This is a genomic window from Winogradskyella sp. (assembly GCF_013213975.1).
Classification (GTDB): Bacteria; Bacteroidota; Bacteroidia; order Flavobacteriales; family Flavobacteriaceae; genus Winogradskyella.
This window is the reverse complement of sequence record NZ_JABSST010000070.1, coordinates 1-18238: the sequence shown is the minus strand read 5'-3', so window position 1 is coordinate 18238 and position 18238 is coordinate 1. Positions and strand designations below refer to the sequence as shown.

Here is an 18238-nt window from a genome sequence, read left to right as displayed (position 1 = left end):
ATTTGTTATTGTTAAACAATAATTATGGGCTCAGCTAAAACACTTTATTTGATATTAAATGTCATCATTTTCCTTCTCCTTGTAGGGATGGGATTAGGTATTTTCTTCTTTGCTACTATTCTTTTTGGGGTCGAACAAAACATTGTCTATACAGAAGAAGTGGCTGCCAATTTTAAGACTGAGGCAAAATTTTACTTTTTTACTATTTTAAGACTTGGTGTTTACGTGGTTTTTATTGTTGCTCTTATGAAATGGAGAAAAGTGATAAAACGCATGTTGGAAAATGATTTTTACAATCAAGAACTCATTCAGTCTTTATTCTTTTCAGGCAAAATCATGGTAATTGCAGCAATATCTTCATGGTGCATAGATTGGATTGGTAATCTTTTTTTTAGATTAAAATTTATAGTTGGCTTAACTGAAAAATCATTGGTGTATTTATTGATAATTGCCGTAGGTTCATTTTTAATGTTAATCAGTTCAGTATTGAAAGAATCACAGGCTATTAAGGAAGAAAACGATTTAACAATTTAATTATGACAAAGAATACACTATTAAATATTGCAATTTTATTTTCTAGATTATTAAAAGGATTATTTATTCTAGGATTACTGGTTTTATCAGGATTATTTATTTACGTTCAAGTAAATAGTAAAGATTATGAAAATCGAGAAGTTAAGTTGAGTGAATCAAAAAGTATTTTCGGATTTTATCTTAGTGGTTCAAGTACTAATCATAGCATTGATGAAATCGCAGCTCCTTATACTCTAGGCAAGCTAAAAACAGTTTCTTTATATCTAAATTATTTCAAAGGGATTATAGTATTGGTATTGGTTTACATGGCAACCAATGCATTTGAAAAAATCATGCTATCTGTAAAGAGCTTAAAAACATTCAATTCAAGTAACTCAAGATTATTTAGAAAAATAGGGATATATATAATCATTGTCATACTATTAACTAGTTATTCTGTTCTGAGATTTGAAGATGGTATTCAGACAAAAATGGTCATTGATTTTGTCCCTTTAACCTACGCACTTTTAGCATTTATATTAGCACAAATTTTTAAGGAAGGAAGTATTTTGAAACAAGAAAACGAATTAACTATATAGTTATGCCAATAATAGTTAATCTAGATAAAATGCTGGTGAAGCGCGGCATGAAGAGTAAAGAGCTCGCAGAGATTATTGGTATTACTACAGCTAATATGTCTATTCTTAAATCTGGTAAAGCTAGGGCTATCCGTTTTTCAACTCTTGAAGCAATATGTAAGGCTTTAGATTGTCAGCCTAGTGATATCTTAGAGTATATTAAAGAATAAGGTTCAAAATAAGGTATCCTTTTGTTCGGGCTTAATAATATAAGGCCTATTGGTATCTATATTTCTTTTGTATAAATCATTGCTTACAGGATATGCCCCAAAGGATTTAGTTGTAATTCCTGCCGCCATAAGCTCATTGACTTCTGGGATACTTAATTCTTCATCTAACCAATCTTCGTAATAGTGCGCATCTAACACTAATGGCATGCGTTTACCTTTATTATGTACCTCCATGAAAAAGGCGTTTGCTTCTGTAGTTAATATCGTTGCACTTAGTGTATTGTCATCCAATTCGTTGTAAAGTCCTGCGAATAAAAACAAATCACCTTCTGGATTCGTGGCAGATGGTTGATAACAGAAATATGGTGTTGCTTTCCCGTTTTCATGATGCGGTTCATAGAAACCATCGGCTAAAATTAAACAGCGTTTATCTTCGGCACTATTTCTAAAGGACGCTTTGGTAAAAATAGACTCTGATCGGGCATTTAACGTATTACTCTTCTTTCGGAATGCCACAGGATCATGTAATGCCCAATCTGGTATAATTCCCCAAGTAGCATCAGAGATCGTCTCTGGATCTTTCATTGGAATAATCTGTAGATTTCCATGTGTAAATCCATTGAGATGGTAATAGGGTTGATAGGTTGACTTGGCATTAAATGTTACTTTAATTTGACCTTGCAATTCCTTTTCAATCTTTTCTCGTTTTTTTCGTAATGTTGTAGAATAACACATGATTCTAAGATACTAATTTTCGTTTTATTGATGTCTATTTGCCAATAATGGTGGTGGTTCTCCAGTAAAGGGATTCCAACGGCTAATGGTTTTAGCTTCCATACCTGCTGCACTTATTACAGCTCTATCTCCATAACGCTCACGCATTTTATCAATGGCCTGTGCTAAGTTGAGTTGCGTTTCGTCGTCTTCAAACAAATTGACTTGATGACCACCTTCTACTAAATGGCTAAAGCGCACACCAATTAAGCGTACGAGCAACCGACGATTATAAAGTTTTGCAAATAGATCTAAAACCACAGGAATGATGTTATGGTCCATAGCACTATATGGAATTCGTTTTTGCTGTGTATAGGTCTGAAAATCGGAATACCGAATCTTAAAGGTAACACAGGCCGTTAGTTTATTACCACGTCTTAGCTGATAAGCCAGGTTTTCTGACATTGCAATAACGAGACCTTTAAGCTTATGAATATTTGTGGTGTCTTGGCCGAAGGTACGCTCAGTAGAGATGGATTTGCGTTCGTGGTATTGTATTACAGGACTATTGTCTATACCATTGGCCTTTTTCCAAATGGAAAGGCCGTTTTTACCCAATACCTTATGCATTAATTCCATAGGCATATCTTGAACGGTTTTAATGCGCTTCACACCCAAATCACAAAGTGCTTTATAAGTCACATTACCTACCATTGGAATTTTCTTTACAGAAAGTGGTGCTAAAAATGGTTTTTCAGTACCTGCAAGAATTCTAATTTCGTTATTGGGCTTTGCTTCACCAGTTGCAATCTTTGAAACCGTTTTATTTAAAGATAGTCCAAAGGAAATAGGTAGTCCTGTTTCTTTGATAATACGCTGGCGTAATTCTGAAGCTAACTTATGACACCCAAAGAACTTGTCCATTCCGGTGAGATCTATATAAAATTCATCAATAGAGGTTTTTTCATATAGTGGTACACTTTCTTTGATTACATCAGTCACGTTTTGTGAAAACTTAGTGTAAATACCAGAGTTACCTCTAAGTACAATAGCCTCTGGACACAGTTGTTTTGCCATACGCATTGGCATGGCAGAATGGACACCAAATTTACGCGCTTCATAACTACAAGAAGCTACAACACCTCTATCGCTCGTGCCACCGATAAGCACAGGTTTGCCATTAAGGCGACTATCTAATAAACGCTCACAAGACACAAAAAAAGTGTCTAAATCCATATGTACGATAGATCTATTGGTGTTCATATTGAGTTTTTAGATCTTTAAAACTTTTCTTTCTTTGAAATGTTGGGTTTGCTGATTTTACAGCATAGCGAGGATCTTCAATGACTGCAAGACGTTTAAAATTGGAAACTTCAATAGATACACAATCAAACTCTATCATCACCTTACCAGTAATTTCATAAACACCTTTTCCTCTAAAAGGGTATTTGCTGGCAATTGGTGGAAAATGAACGGTGTCTATAAAGTCACCATCTCTATCTAAGAAGGTTCCAAAATACATGCGTTTCCCATTAGATGTACTTGTGTTTTTAGTAGTCACCAAATAGCCTTCTATGGTAACATATTTCCCTTCAAGTTGTTCTAAACACTTAGCGCGTAGTTTGCTTTTTGAAGGCACTTCGAGTAGATAAAATGGGTTACATAGTGGGAACCCTAATAGCTCAATTTCGTCAAAGGCATTTTCTAATGCAGTGCTTAGTAATTCTGGTGTGTTGTAATTGATGCGCTTTGTTTTAAATAAGGTCACTACATGGTCTTGCACTACCGCTTTACTGATTTTTAAATGCGCTTCCCATAACAATTCACGTTTATTGATTCCTGTAAATCGAAACGCATCGATCTTTATTAAAATGGTAATTTGTTCTATAGAAATAGGAACACGTTCTATAAAATCATCAAGTGATGTAAAAGTGCCATTTTGCTCCCGTTCTTTTAGAATTCGTGCTGTGGTTTTAGATTCAAAAGATTGCAAGAACAGGAATCCCAGGTAAATGGTTTTACCGCTTATAATCGCTTGATTGTATGAGTTATTTATACAAGGGGATTCAATAATACCATTGTGCATCCGCGCTTCATGAACATAGAGTTCCGTACTGTAAAACCCGCCAAAATTATTAATAGTAGCCGTCATATATTCTAACGGATAGTAGGCTTTTAAAAAGAGACTTTGGTAGCTTTCTACAGCATAAGAGGCAGAATGTCCTTTAGCAAAGGCGTAACCTGCAAAACTTTCAATCTGGCGCCATATTTCTGTTGTGAGTTCTAATGGTTTACCATCGTTTTTGCAATTATCAAAAAACTGCTGTTTTACTTTCAGGAATTCTGTTCTTGATCTAAACTTACCAGACATACCACGACGTAGCATATCAGCTTCACCAAGGGTAAGTCCGCCAAAATAGTGTGCTACTTTTATCACATCTTCTTGATAGACCATAACACCATAAGTTTCTGGCATAATATTTAAGAGCACAGCAGGCGCATCTTTTCTTTTTTCAGGATGGCGACAACGTAAAATGTATTGGCGCATCATACCAGATTTTGAAACACCAGGTCTAATCACAGAGCTTGCGGCCACTAAACCCAAATAGTCGTCTACTCTTAATTTTTTTAAAAGCATACGCATAGCTGGTGATTCCACATAAAAGCAACCGATAGCTTTAGCATTTTTAAGTAAATACTTTATGCGTTCGTCTTCTTTAAAACGTTTAATATCATGAATATCTACGGATGGTTGATGAGTGTAGTTTTGGGCTATAATATCTACGGTATCTTTAATTTTACCAAGACCACGCTGACTTAAAATATCAAATTTATACAAGCCAATATCTTCGGCAACAACCATATCAAATTGCGTGGTGGGAAATCCTTTTGGTGGTATAAACGTAGCGCCATAATAGTGAATAGGTCGTTCTGAAATTAGAATACCACCTGCATGGATACCCAAATAATTAGGGAAGCCTTCAATATATTGACTGTACTTAAGGACTAATACCGTTAATCGGTCGAGTTTCTTAACATCAAACTTTCCACGAGTCAACATATCTATTTCAGATTTTGGTAGCCCAAAAACTTTACCTAATTCTCTAACAGATGCTCTATATTTAAAGGTGTTATAGACTGTGATGAGCGCTGTATGCTTAAAGGTCTTGAAGATAAATTCAGTAATATCATCTCTGTCTTTCCACGAGAAATCAATGTCAAAATCAGGTGGATTTTGACTAAAGAGATTAATGAAGCGCTCAAAATATAAGTCGAGTTCAATAGGATCTACGTCTGTAATACGCAATAGGTAAGCAATAATACTATTGGCGCCACTACCGCGACCAACATAGTAGTAGTCTTTACTGCGCGCATACTCTAAGATTTTCCAGTTGATTAGAAAGTAAGAAACAAAGCCTTTTTGCTTTATAATATTGAGTTCTTTTTCTATACGATTATAGATTTTAGTATCAACATCGTTACCATAGCGGTAAGGAATACCTTTATAGGTCAGTTTTTCTAAAAGTGCATAGTCCGTATCGGCATTTTCGGTTAAGAAGCGTTGATTCTTTGGGGTAGGATTCTCAAAATCGAATGTAATAGAACAGTGGTTTAGTAGGTTCTCTGTATTGTTAATGAGGCTTGGGAATTCTGAATAGCGCTCACACAACGCATTATATGATAACATTGTATCGTCTTCATGACCTTCTTCAGACTTAGGAAGTTTACTCAGTAAGGTGTTATTATCAATAGCGCGGAGTAAACGATGTGTATTAAAGCCTTTTTTATCTTGAAAAGATACCGTTTTTAAAACCACCAATTTCTCTCGGTGTGTATTCCACTTAGAAAATTTTAATTGGTTGAGGTCTTTGGGTGTAATTCCTAAAAATTCGTTTTGCTTAAGTTTAAAATGCTTTCCTTTTTGGTAAGGATAGACGATAAAACAATCTTCTAAAACGTCGTCAGGTTGCTCAGGAATTTTTAAGTCTTGATTATGAAGAAATTTTGATAGATATGCGTTTATATTTTGAAAGCCTTGGTTGTTTTTTGCGATGACAATAAACTGTTGCTCGGCCTTATTTCTAAAGTCGACGCCAAGTACGGGTTTTACCTTGTATTTTTTTGATAACCGTACAATATCTAAGCATGCTGAGGTCGTATTAATATCGGTTAGCGCTAAGGTCTGAACACTATTTTCTGAAGCAATAGCAAGCAATTGCTCGGGTTTTATGGTGCCGTAACGCAGGCTGTAATATGTATGACAGTTTAAATACATGGGACCAACAAAATTAGCTACTATATGTAGTATATATTGCTTATATTTGTAGTAAATGATGTTAAAATTATTTCGATGAAGCCAATACAAGCCAACATAAAACACCTTAGGTCTTTAAAGAAGCTATCTCAAGAGCGTTTTGCAGACGATTTAGGATGGACACGCTCAATGGTAGGATCTTATGAAGAAGGACGAAGTGAGCCACCAATTGAACGCTTAATAGATCTGTCAAATTATTTTAATATACCTATAGACATCCTCGTTCGTAAAGATTTGCGGAAAGCGAAGGATACTTCTTTTATTGAGATAGGGAATAAGCGTGTCTTATTTCCTGTAACGGTTAATGAAGACAATGAAGATTTAATCGAAATCATTCCGGCAAAAGCTTCGGCAGGGTATTTATCTGGCTATGATGATCCGGAATATATAGAACAGCTTCAAAAAATAAAGTTACCGTTTTTACCTACAGGAACACACCGTGCCTTTCCTATAAAAGGGGACTCTATGTTACCGGTTAAGGATGGTGCTTTTGTCGTGGCAAAGTATGTGGAGGATATTAACGATATTAAAAATGGTAGAACCTATATTGTTCTAACAAAGGATGATGGTTTGGTCTATAAACGTGTGTATAGTGCAGATGATGAGAATTTATTAGTATTAAGCTCAGATAATAAATCCTACAAACCTTATTTTGTGTCAAAAGAAACGATTTTAGAACTTTGGGAATTTACATGTTGTATTAATACGCAAGAGTACGATGAGAAGGAACTGAAGTTAAGTAGTATTATGACCATGTTTCAAGAACTTAAGGTAGAATTAGAAGCTGTAAAGCAGTTATAGAATGGCTAAAACTATTAAATGGGGAATTATTGGCTGTGGCAATGTCACTGAAGTAAAAAGTGGACCAGCCTATAAAATGACCGAAGGTTTTGAACTTGTTGCTGTTATGCGACGAAATTTAAAGCTAGCAAAAGATTATGCCGAAAGACATAATGTACCACGCTACTATAATGATGCAGATGAATTGATAAATGATTCTGAAATAGAGGCAGTTTACATCGCTACACCACCAGATACGCATCATTATTATGCCATGAAGGTAGCACAAGCCCATAAAATATGTTGTATTGAAAAACCAATGGCGCCGAGTTATGAGGAATGTATTGAAATCACCAATACATTTAAGGCTAAAGGATTGCCCTTATTTGTAGCGTATTACCGTAGGTCCTTACCACGATTTAATAAAGTGAAGTCATTATTAGAAGAGAAGGCAATAGGCGATGTGAGACATATTCATTGGTATTTGAGTCGTACACCAAGTGATTTGGATAAATCAGATGACTATAATTGGCGAACCGATGCTAAGATTGCACCAGCAGGCTATTTTGATGATTTAGCGAGTCATGGGTTAGATTTGTTTAATTATTTCTTTGGTGATGTTGTTAAAGTAGATGGTATTTCAAGAAATCAACAACAATTATATACCTCTAAAGATTGTATCGTAGGCGCATGGGAATATGCCTCTGGAGTTTTAGGAAGCGGTATTTGGAGTTTTGGAACCTATCAGCGAGAAGATAAAGTTCGCATCATAGGGAGTGAAGGCGAATTATCTTTTTCGGTTTTTTTAGAGGAACCTATACAATTAATGACGTCTAAACGCTCAGAAACGTTTCAAATAGATAATCCTAAACACATTCAACAGTATCATGTTGAGAATATGGCTAAGCACTTACATTCAGATATACAACATCCTTCAACTGGTGAAACAGCATCCCAAGCAGCATGGGTTATGGATAACATATTGAATAAAATCTAAGGTATTTCAAATCGAGTTTACAGATCTCTTACATAGTAAACTATTACAGCCTGACAAACAGTGTCCTATTTTACATATATTAATAAGAAGTTAAAGAGTATTATCTAAATTAAGACAACCAAGCAACCATCAATTTTTAAGGACAAAGAAAATCAAGATGTTAAGTACGTCAGTTCTTTTAGGTTAGTTATAGGACGAGTTTTAGTGTTGTTCTTAATAGTTTTTGACTATTCTATAGGATTAGTCATAGGACTTTTGACATGGAGCTATTTTTAACTACGGTGGTTGGAATAGTTCAATGGATAATTTTCACGGAATTATAAATAAAAAAATGCGAAGTACAATACTTCGCATTTTTTCTTCTTTCATGTAATGAAATATTAATCAGCTAAAATAATTAGCTTATTATCTTTCATTTCTATTGTACCAGAATTAATCTTTACAGTTAATACTTTGTTGTCGTCATTGTGTGGAATTACATGAGCATGTAATTCGTCAAAGACTAAATGACTTTGAGTATGTGTATTAACTCTAATTGTACCAGCCGATAGGATTGAAACAATAGGAGCGTGATCTTTTAACATTTCAAACTCACCATTTACACCTGGAACAACTACAGAATCAACTTCTGAACTAAATAAAGTAGCTTCTGGCGATACGATTTCTAAATACATAAATTTCTATTTTCGATTAGGCTTCAGCTAACATTTTCTCACCTGCCTCAATAGCCTCTTCAATTGATCCTTTAAGGTTGAATGCAGCTTCTGGTAAATGATCTAACTCACCGTCCATAATCATATTGAATCCTTTAATAGTTTCTTTAATATCTACTAATACACCTGGTATACCAGTAAATTGTTCAGCAACATGGAATGGTTGTGATAAGAAACGTTGTACACGTCTTGCTCTTGAAACCGCTAACTTATCTTCTTCAGATAATTCTTCCATACCAAGGATTGCGATAATATCTTGCAATTCTTTATAACGCTGTAATAACTCCTTAACACGTTGTGCACAATCATAATGCTCATCACCTAAAATCTCTGGTGTTAAAATACGTGATGTAGAATCTAATGGATCTACCGCAGGATAGATACCTAGCTCTGCAATTTTACGAGATAATACAGTTGTAGCATCCAAGTGAGCAAAGGTTGTCGCAGGAGCAGGATCCGTTAAATCATCCGCAGGTACATATACCGCTTGTACAGATGTAATAGAACCTTTCTTAGTAGAAGTAATACGCTCTTGCATTGCACCCATCTCAGTTGCTAATGTTGGTTGGTAACCTACCGCAGAAGGCATACGACCTAATAATGCAGACACCTCAGAACCAGCTTGTGTAAAACGGAAAATATTATCAACGAAGAATAATACATCTTTTCCTTGTCCATCACCAGCTCCATCACGGAAATACTCAGCGATAGTTAAACCGGACAATGCTACACGAGCACGTGCCCCAGGAGGTTCGTTCATCTGACCAAATACGAAAGTAGCTTTAGAATCCTTCATGGCAGTTTTATCTACTTTCTTAAGATCCCATCCACCTTCTTCCATAGAATGCATGAAGTCATCACCGTACTTGATAATACCAGACTCTAACATCTCACGAAGTAAATCGTTTCCTTCACGTGTTCTTTCACCTACACCAGCAAATACGGAAAGTCCACCGTGTCCTTTTGCAATATTATTAATTAACTCCTGAATAAGTACCGTTTTACCTACACCAGCACCACCAAATAAACCAATCTTACCACCTTTTGCATAAGGCTCAATTAAATCAATTACTTTAATCCCTGTAAATAAAACTTCTGTTGAAGTTGATAATTCTTCAAACTTAGGAGCTTGTCTGTGAATAGGTAAGCCTGCTTCACCAGCTTTAGGTAAATCACCTAATCCATCGATAGCATCACCAATTACATTAAACAGACGTCCATAAACATCTTCTCCAATTGGCATCTGGATTGGTGCACCAGTAGCAACAACTTCTGTACCTCTACTTAACCCATCTGAAGAGTCCATGGCGATAGTTCTTACAGTATCTTCACCGATGTGAGACTGTACTTCTAATACTAAGGTTGAACCGTCTTGGTTTTTAATTTCTAATGAATCATAAATCTTTGGAAGTTCTGTTCCTGAGTCGAATTCAACATCGATAACAGGACCTACGATTTGTGCAACTTTACCTGTAACTTTTGACATTACTTATATGTTTTTGTTTTGCAATAATTTAAATATGAAAAACAGCTCGTTTTTCGCGCTGCAAAGATAGAGTTATTATTTAAAAAATTGATGCTTTTTTCAATAAAAAAAACACGCTTAATGAAAGCGTGTTTCTTTAACTAATTCTAATTCTTTCTTATTGAAGTAATGGTGAATAATTCGTAGGGAAATCTGCGGCTTTCGCTAAATTGCCAGAAGCTTCAAAATTACTACCATAAGTAGCGTCGATGGCTTGTAAGAAACTATTAGCCATTAAGGCGTATCCTCTAGCCGTTAAATGAATACCGTCTAAACTTACTAATCCGCCAAATACTAAATCTGAATTTAAATTGTAGTCGTCAAAGATGATACCAGTGGTAGCAGCTTCGGTAAGAATTCCGTTAACATCAACTAATGCCAACCCGTTAGCATTGGCAATTGTTGAAATGGTATCGTTATAAGCATCTACAGCAGCAATAATTTCAGCATTCTCACTTGGTAATAAAATCCATCTATCATCTAAAGGATAAGTTATACCTTCCACTGCAAATTGTCCAGCTAATTCAGCTGGTATACCTTGACTAGTTAAAAAGGCAAAGAAATTACTATTTACAGTTCCAATTACTGAGGCACTCGGTAAAGTAACTAAATCATTTGCTGTAGCTTGTCTTGATTGACCATACGTAGCTCCTAATAAATTAGCAACTAAAGGTGCTGCGGATGCTGGTAAACCTAAAGATTGTACAAAGAATGGAAACGTTGGACTAGCATTAAAAGCAGCTTCCATTTGTGCTGAAATATCAGTTAAACTTTCATCTTTAATAACCACTGGACTCGCTGCTGTTTCTGAGAATACAATAGAACGTTCGGGCTGTCCTAGTGCTTGATATACCAGATTAATTTGACCAAAAATTCCATTTAACGTTGGGATTAACGGACCAAAAGATGGATTTGAAGGATCTAATGAGTTATGAGGTACTGCCGTAAAATATGGTAAGCTGCCTACATAAGGAATGTTAGTTACCACTCCTTTAGAACCATTAGCCGTTAGACCTGAAATAATAGCACCAAAGGCTGCTTCAAAAGTTGATGGGTCCGTGATCGTATTCAACGTTGGATCACCACCAGCAGTTGCATAACCTAAAACATCATTACCACCGATTAAATCTGCAGTGAAAAAAGATGGATTTTGAGCTACTGCCAATTCTAATATGGTTGCATTTGGTGTATTACCTGTTACTCTAACTGCATATGGGTTTGCAGCAGCAGGAAAATTTGTGAAATTCCCATAGCCAGGCGCTAGGAAATGAAAACTTTTAGCACCAGGTATTCCTAAATTATTGAACGGCCCTGTAGGATTATTTAAAACAATATCAGTAGAAACTGTCACAGGCCCAATAACCGACTCTAAAGGTACTGGACCAGCCCCTCCAAAAACCAATCGTGGATCAGTGATACGTGTTCCACCAGCCGCAAGACCACCAAAATTGTCATTCATCCATGGCTGAGTAAATACTCCGCCCCCTGCGTTTGCAAATTTATTAGCTAGAATATTTGGAAAAGAATTTTCTTGAGCTGCTATAAATAACCCGTTATCTGTAATGCCAGCCGTAAAGGACTGTCCTATTTACACATAATTTGAGAAGTCGGCTTATCCAGTAGTAAGTTCGGGTAACAATACGGGGTCCTCACCGTTATTTCTATCCCTTAGTTCGTTTAGTTCTTCGTTCTCACAAGAGACAAAGCCTAAAACTAGTATTGATAAAACAAAATATTTAAATTTTTTCATTACTTATTTTTTTAAAGATTATTGATAGTTAAGGCTACATAATATTGTGACCCTATTAAACCAGTTCCAAATGCAGTGAAATATTCATCTGCAAGAAGGTTTGTGGCTCCTACTTTAATACTAGACTTTAAACTAGGTACTCTAAAGTTTACTTGAGCATCCAAAACATTAAAAGCAGGAATTTCTCCATTACCAAAAGAGGCTTCCCAGAAATAATTATCGCTCCAACGCCAAGCAACATTAAAACCTAAGTTTTTAATTAACTCGTTCTTACCAAAACTTAACTTCACCTTATGTTCAGGGGTGTTGAAATTTGTTTGAAAATTTGGATTCCCAGCAACATCAAAATCTAATCTTGCCCAAGTGTAGTTGGCACTTAAGTCAAAACCACCTAATACTTTTGTTGAGACAGACACTGCAGCACCATATGAGTTTACAGTTTCATTAGCATTTGTATAGGTTTGGTAACCTACAACATCACCATTCTGCAAAGCAAATAGTGCATTTTGTGTTTCTGGGTTTGTAGGGTCTAAAACACCATCACCATCAGGATCTACATTTCCATATAGTGGCGCTATAACATTTTCGTTTGCTAAGAAATCATTATACGTACTGAAATATGCAGAAGCATCAATAATAAAGTCACTTAATTTACCTCTGTAGCCAAGCTCAAAAGAGCTTACCTGTTCCGGTTTCGTAAAGTTTGAATTACCCACAACTAAGTTGCCCTCTTGATCTTGAGCAAATGAATTTGTGTAAGCCGCAGCGCCATTTTGATTTATAATCGCTGGAAGTCCTGAAGCTTGACCAGCCTGACTTACAGCGACATCTCTATCATAGCGACTACCGATATCTGTAGCACCACCAATTAAAGTACCTGCATTAGTTTGTAAGCCAATATATAACGCTTGAGTATCCGGATTTCTAAATCCTGTTTGAAAAGAGGCTCTAAAATTATGGATATCATTAACTGTTAGTCCAGCAGATATTCTCGGTGAAAAGAACCCATCAAATAATTCTGATTTATCATACCTAATAGATCCTGTCAACTTAAGTATTAAACTTTCATTTAGCTCTAATGAACGTTGTAACTGTGTATAAATTCCCAATTCTGAATAGGTGATAGGGCCTTCGGCATCCGCATAAATTGTTCCAAAAGAATTCAATCGATAAGTTCTAAAAGAGGAACCTATTTGAATCTCTGCAAAGTCAATCATGTCACCAAAATTATAATTAGCATCACTGTGGTATATTTTAGAGTTATCTTTAAACCCTGCACCAGTTAAGAAATTAGTGTCAGATGTAACACTATTTAATAAGTTTTGGAATTCTGCTGAATTTTCATCTGGACGTCCAGTTTCAGCCACAGCTCTTGCCTCAGCGTGAGCTTGTTCGTTTGAGGCTCCTTGTAAGGTTTGACCTATATACTCACCAACATACTCACCAAACCATGTGGTGTGGTCTTTCCATGCGTTTAACAAGTTAGGTCCTAAGACATCCATTACGTAAGTATCACCAGCTTTATCGGAGGTTATATAGCCTCTAACAAAGAAGTTGTTATTTTTTACTTCAATTTTGTGCTGCTGCAAAGAGAAACCATCAATACGGTAACGTTGTGCTCCTTGATAAATTGTTGAGCCAGTACCAACTTTACCTACGTATTGGATTTCGAAATCATTTCCCCAAGGACGGAAATATAAGCCCCAGTCAGCTTTAATACTCTCTGCACTATAGTCTGTTAGCTGTGCTTCTTGATATCCTGTTCTACTAACATCTACTGACGGAACTAAAGCAGAAGAACCAGAAGGGGCTAATCCTAGGCTTTCGAGCACCTGCGCTACATCATTAATATTTGTTGTAACTTCATCACCATAAACGTTGACACCATTGTAATTAATATTTGATTCTCTTGTGCCACCGCGCATGTCTTTATCATCAATATTATTAGCATACCAGTCGGTTCCCTTCAGATAACCAAAGTTAACCTTAGCAGCAAATTTATCGCTGAATTTATGAGCCAAACTTATCCCTAAATCTGTGTATTCATTATCACCTGCAGCTTCTTGAGAGGTTATACCCTGTTTGATGTAACCTCTTACACCTTGGTGGTCAAATGGATTTTTACTGGTCATAAATAGGATACCATTAAAAGCATTTGCACCATAAAGTGCAGAAGATGCACCAGGTAGAATTTCCACACTTTGCACATCGGTTTCAACCATACCTAGTAAGTTCCCTAACGGGAAGTTAAGGGCAGGAGCAGAGTTATCCATTCCATCCACTAGTTGCATAAATCGGGTATTAGCAAATGTTGCGAAACCTCTTGTGTTAATAGATTTAAAGGTCAAACTATTGGTGTTGATATCCACACCTTTGAGGTTTTCTAACCCACCATAAAAGTCTGGTGAAGCGGTGTTTTTAATTTCTCTTATGCCAAATCTTTCGACAGTCACTGGAGATTCAAAAATACGCTCAGGTGTTCGCGAAGCAGAAATTACAACTTCATCCAGCTCATTACCCTCAAGTAGCGTAACATCAACTGTTTGATTATTTGTAGTTATTTCTAAGGTTTGTTCTTTAAAACCTGTATAACTTACACGAATTGAAAATGGTGGCTCTTGATCTACAATTAATGTATAATTACCATCAAAATCAGAAACAGTACCAGAACTGGTACCTACTAGGACAATATTTGCGCCAGGTAAGGGTAACCCAGAATTGTCTGTAATTTTACCTCTTATAGTGGTCTGAGCAAAAGATACCACACAAAAAAGTAGTGTAAAAACTTTTAAGATTGTCTTCATTTTAGAGAATTAGTTATTATTAGGTGAGCAATTTAATTAAATATATGAAATTTAAATAAGAAATTCTCAAAAAATTATGCACGCATAATATATTTCCTAAAAAATAAGACCGAATAATTATTAATTTCTCAAATTTTGTGTGTTTAAGGCTTAGACTAATATGACTTAATGAATAATAGTTTTTAAATATAGTGCTAGAATATCTTAGAAAATTACCATTACATAGATTAATTTGAGCTAAAATATTTTTTATACTTATAATTGTTAATTCATAAATAGATGAACTATTAATCAAAACCAAAAACAACCTACATTGAAAGCAATAAGAAAATTCGCACTATTCATTATTGGTCTTTTTATATTAATGTTATGGAGTGGTATTGTAAGAAATATAACGCTTGGACAACGCGCTCTAGGTCCCCTAACTAAACCTATTAAAACTTTTTCAGAATTACCTTCTAATATGAAAGCAGCATACAACCATTTCTTGGTTGCTCCTGAATATTATTTGAAAACAAAAGAAGGTGATCAAAAAGACATTAATAATTTAACTTATAATCTATATGGTAGTTATTCGTACAGGAGCGGCGATGGTTTTAAAATTGAACTGAAAAATTTCAAAACCAATGAGATTGTAAAAACGTGGAGATTGCCTGTCTCATATTTAACAGAACATCATAAGGTTGGCCAAAACGATCGTCTTTTCCCTTCAAAATTAATGAAAAATAGAGGTATAATTGTTGCATGTGATGAACAACCTGGTCTAATTAGATTAGATTCTTTATCGAATGTTGTTTGGCATAACAAAGATTTTATCTTTCATCATGGAATGAATTTTGATCATGAAGGTAATATTTGGACACCAGGTGTTAAGCATGACGATGGTATTATAATGCCCAAAACCCTTGCTGTTGATGGTTCAAAAATTGATTACATAGATGATCTAATATTAAATATTGACGCCAAAACTGGTAAAACATTGTACAGTAAATCATTGACAAGTATTTTTGAGGAAAATGACCTTTTAGAATTTTTGAATAGAGGAAGTATTGTAACTGACCCATTTCATTTAAACGACGTAGTACCAGTACTTACTGATAGTTCTCGTTATTTTAATCGAGGTGATGTATTCTTGAGTTTTAGACATCTTTCAGCGATACTTCAATTTAGACCTTCAACAGGTAAAGTAATGAAAGTAATTGAAGGGCCGTTTACCTATCAACATGATGTAGACGTTGTAAATGACAGCACGATAGCGTTATTTAACAATAACACTGTTGCCATGGATATGAAGTTCAATAAATATGAATTTAAACCAAGTAAAGGCGACATTCAACGAAAAATAGTACATTCGAATGTGCTAATTTATAAATTTGAAACAGATTCATTTAAAGCACTTTACGAAGAACAGTTCGTCAAAAATAAGATCTATACGGAAGCAGAAGGCTTATATGAATTGTTACCCAATGGAGATTTGTTTGTTGAAGAACAAGGACCTGGAGTTTTATGGGTGTTAAATGAAAATGGCGTTGTCCTAAAAACCACCTTGAAAAGTGATCTAGAAGGGTATCATTACCTTCCGAACTGGACATCGATATATACAGACATAAACTTTTAAAATCTACTATCATGCTTAATTATATTGGACCTGGATTAGGACTTGGAACTTTACTTATCATCATTTTTATATTACTATTGGTAATATTTGCATTTGGTGTGGTGTTATGGATTCCTATCAAACGATTTTTTCGCAATCTATTTAAGAAAGGATAATGCTTTATTTTATAATTGCAGGTGTAGCAGGTGTTTTTCTTGCTACCCTAATCATAGTACTCAGAAAAGTTTTTTTTGAGATACTGGAGGCGTCTATTGGACTTGCCAATGAGGTTTTATCAAAGGAAGATGAGCAGATCAAACAAAAGAATCTAATTGGTGCTTTAAAACGAATACTTATTTCCTTAGGTAAGATGATTATTGCTATTGTAATAATCATCGCTGGTGCATTACTTCCCTTACAGGCTTACAGTTTTTTTAAGGGCGTTTCTTTTGAATCGCTTGATTTCAGTTCGGTCTGGTTTTGGGTGAGCCTTTCTATCGGAAGTATTTTGCCTTTCCTATTGAAGAAAAAGAAGAAAGTTGAAAATTATTCTGAAGCCTCAATGCTTTTACATAAGCTGATTTTGAATAATTACAATCTATCAAAATTTCTCTTTTCTTTCGATAAGAAATTCAAAAAAGGTGAAAAGATCACTTCTAATTCAAACTTTGTGATTGTTTCTGGATTGGCAAGAGCTGGTACAACCAGTCTTACCGATCAACTTTTTAAGGCCGGAAGTTTTAGTTCTTTAGATTATTCTAATATGCCATTTCTTTTAGCGCCAAACCTTTGGAAAAAATTGTACAATCCTAAAAAGGCTAAACTTACAGAACGTAAACATGGTGATAACATGATGTTTGGTCTAAATACCATTGAAGCTCTAGAAGAATACTTTTTTAAAGTATTTTTAAAAGATAGTTTTATTGGCGATTCTACACTGATCAAGCACAATATTGATAAGGATGTATATGATAACTATTTGAAGTATCAGTCTTTGGTGCGTTTAAGTAATAACCATTTATATTTATCGAAAAACAATAACCTTATTCTAAGATATCCTTCATTACGTGCGCATAACAAAGATTTCAAGGCTATATTTTTGTTCCGTAAACCTGAAGAACATGCGCATTCTCTTTTGAATCAGCATTTGAGATTTTCAGATTTTCAAAAAGATGATCGTGATAATTTTATTGAAACCTACATGAATTGGTTGGCGCACCATGAATTTGGTGGTAATCATAAGGTGTTTAGTTTTGACGAGAAACCAACCGAAATTAAATATGATCGCGATAAACTAGACTATTGGTTAGCCGTTTGGCAAAACTATTATAGGTATCTGTTACCTTAGATGATTCTGAGTTTATTCTCTTAGAGTATGAAGATTATTTACAGGCTCCAAAAGACGTCTTGTTGTATTTGGAAGCTGAAATGAAGATGAGTTTTGATTATTCGAATGTAAAGCCTTTCGCGAATAAGAAAACCATAGATACTTCAGATTGTGATCCTGAACTATTAAAATCAACAAGTGAAACATATGCTGCTCTCAAACAAAGCAAACTAGCTTTCAAATCTTAGTTTATACAGTTTTTCTTTACGATTGAATTCATTACATATCTGAAGAAAACTATGTTCTAAAATATTATACAATTAAAAACGCTGTCTTAGGACAGCGTTTTTAATTATTATATTTGCAGCCTAAAAAATAGCTATTCTACCGTCACA

The 18238-nt window shown here is 35.1% G+C and carries 14 protein-coding genes; 7 read left to right on the top strand and 7 right to left on the bottom strand.

The window, feature by feature from the left end; translation table 11 throughout:
• Positions 1–24 precede the first annotated feature (24 nt).
• Genes HRU49_RS11295 through HRU49_RS11285 form a run of 3 tightly spaced genes read left to right on the top strand, consistent with a single transcriptional unit; the run spans position 25 to position 1321 of the window.
• The gene (locus tag HRU49_RS11295; RefSeq protein WP_296357206.1) at positions 25–534 is read left to right on the top strand and encodes a hypothetical protein; all 510 of its coding nucleotides are present in this window, start codon (positions 25–27) and stop codon (positions 532–534) included.
• A 2-nt stretch (positions 535–536) separates the two neighbouring features.
• Entirely contained in the window at positions 537–1112 is a 576-nt protein-coding gene (locus tag HRU49_RS11290; RefSeq protein ID WP_296357204.1) for a DUF2975 domain-containing protein, read from the top strand.
• 2 nt (positions 1113–1114) lie between these two features.
• Positions 1115–1321 (top strand): helix-turn-helix transcriptional regulator, encoded by a 207-nt coding sequence (locus tag HRU49_RS11285; RefSeq protein ID WP_296357203.1) that lies wholly within the window; start codon positions 1115–1117, stop codon positions 1319–1321.
• A 3-nt stretch (positions 1322–1324) separates the two neighbouring features.
• On the opposite strand, the gene HRU49_RS11280 is transcribed toward HRU49_RS11285, so the two are convergent.
• The 3 genes from HRU49_RS11280 to dnaE are packed head-to-tail and all read right to left on the bottom strand — an operon-like array spanning position 1325 to position 6311.
• On the bottom strand, positions 1325–2056 hold the full coding sequence (locus HRU49_RS11280) for an SOS response-associated peptidase (protein ID WP_296357202.1): 732 nt from the start codon (positions 2054–2056) through the stop codon (positions 1325–1327).
• A gap of 24 nt (positions 2057–2080) precedes the next feature.
• Complete coding sequence (gene dinB / locus HRU49_RS11275) at positions 2081–3298, bottom strand: DNA polymerase IV (protein ID WP_296357201.1); 1218 nt, start codon at positions 3296–3298, stop codon at positions 2081–2083.
• Positions 3285–6311, bottom strand: a complete 3027-nt coding sequence (gene dnaE, locus HRU49_RS11270; RefSeq protein ID WP_296357200.1) for a DNA polymerase III subunit alpha — start codon at positions 6309–6311, stop codon at positions 3285–3287. The genes dinB and dnaE overlap by 14 nt, the downstream gene beginning before the upstream one ends.
• A 75-nt stretch (positions 6312–6386) precedes the next feature.
• Here dnaE and HRU49_RS11265 point away from each other — a divergent pair, with 75 nt between their 5' ends.
• Positions 6387–7151, top strand: a complete 765-nt coding sequence (locus tag HRU49_RS11265; RefSeq protein WP_296357199.1) for a LexA family transcriptional regulator — start codon at positions 6387–6389, stop codon at positions 7149–7151.
• A gap of 1 nt (position 7152) precedes the next feature.
• A complete protein-coding gene (locus tag HRU49_RS11260) occupies positions 7153–8127 on the top strand; it encodes a Gfo/Idh/MocA family oxidoreductase (protein ID WP_296357198.1) in 975 nt (324 codons plus the stop codon).
• A 380-nt stretch (positions 8128–8507) separates the two neighbouring features.
• On the opposite strand, the gene HRU49_RS11255 is transcribed toward HRU49_RS11260, so the two are convergent.
• The 4 genes from HRU49_RS11255 to HRU49_RS11240 form a co-directional block, all read right to left on the bottom strand.
• A complete protein-coding gene (locus tag HRU49_RS11255; RefSeq protein ID WP_296357196.1) occupies positions 8508–8801 on the bottom strand; it encodes a F0F1 ATP synthase subunit epsilon in 294 nt (97 codons plus the stop codon).
• 16 nt (positions 8802–8817) lie between these two features.
• On the bottom strand, positions 8818–10326 hold the full coding sequence (atpD, locus tag HRU49_RS11250) for a F0F1 ATP synthase subunit beta (protein ID WP_296357195.1): 1509 nt from the start codon (positions 10324–10326) through the stop codon (positions 8818–8820).
• A gap of 157 nt (positions 10327–10483) precedes the next feature.
• Positions 10484–11824, bottom strand: a complete 1341-nt coding sequence (locus tag HRU49_RS11245; RefSeq protein WP_363146701.1) for a G-D-S-L family lipolytic protein — start codon at positions 11822–11824, stop codon at positions 10484–10486.
• Between the two features lie 302 nt (positions 11825–12126).
• Positions 12127–14919, bottom strand: a complete 2793-nt coding sequence (locus HRU49_RS11240) for a TonB-dependent receptor (RefSeq protein WP_296357193.1) — start codon at positions 14917–14919, stop codon at positions 12127–12129.
• Between the two features lie 313 nt (positions 14920–15232).
• Here HRU49_RS11240 and HRU49_RS11235 point away from each other — a divergent pair, with 313 nt between their 5' ends.
• Together HRU49_RS11235 and HRU49_RS11230 are read left to right on the top strand one after the other, a co-directional pair.
• Complete coding sequence (locus tag HRU49_RS11235; protein ID WP_296357191.1) at positions 15233–16537, top strand: arylsulfotransferase family protein; 1305 nt, start codon at positions 15233–15235, stop codon at positions 16535–16537.
• Between the two features lie 154 nt (positions 16538–16691).
• On the top strand, positions 16692–17864 hold the full coding sequence (locus HRU49_RS11230; RefSeq protein WP_296357189.1) for a sulfotransferase family protein: 1173 nt from the start codon (positions 16692–16694) through the stop codon (positions 17862–17864).
• Positions 17865–18238 lie beyond the last annotated feature (374 nt).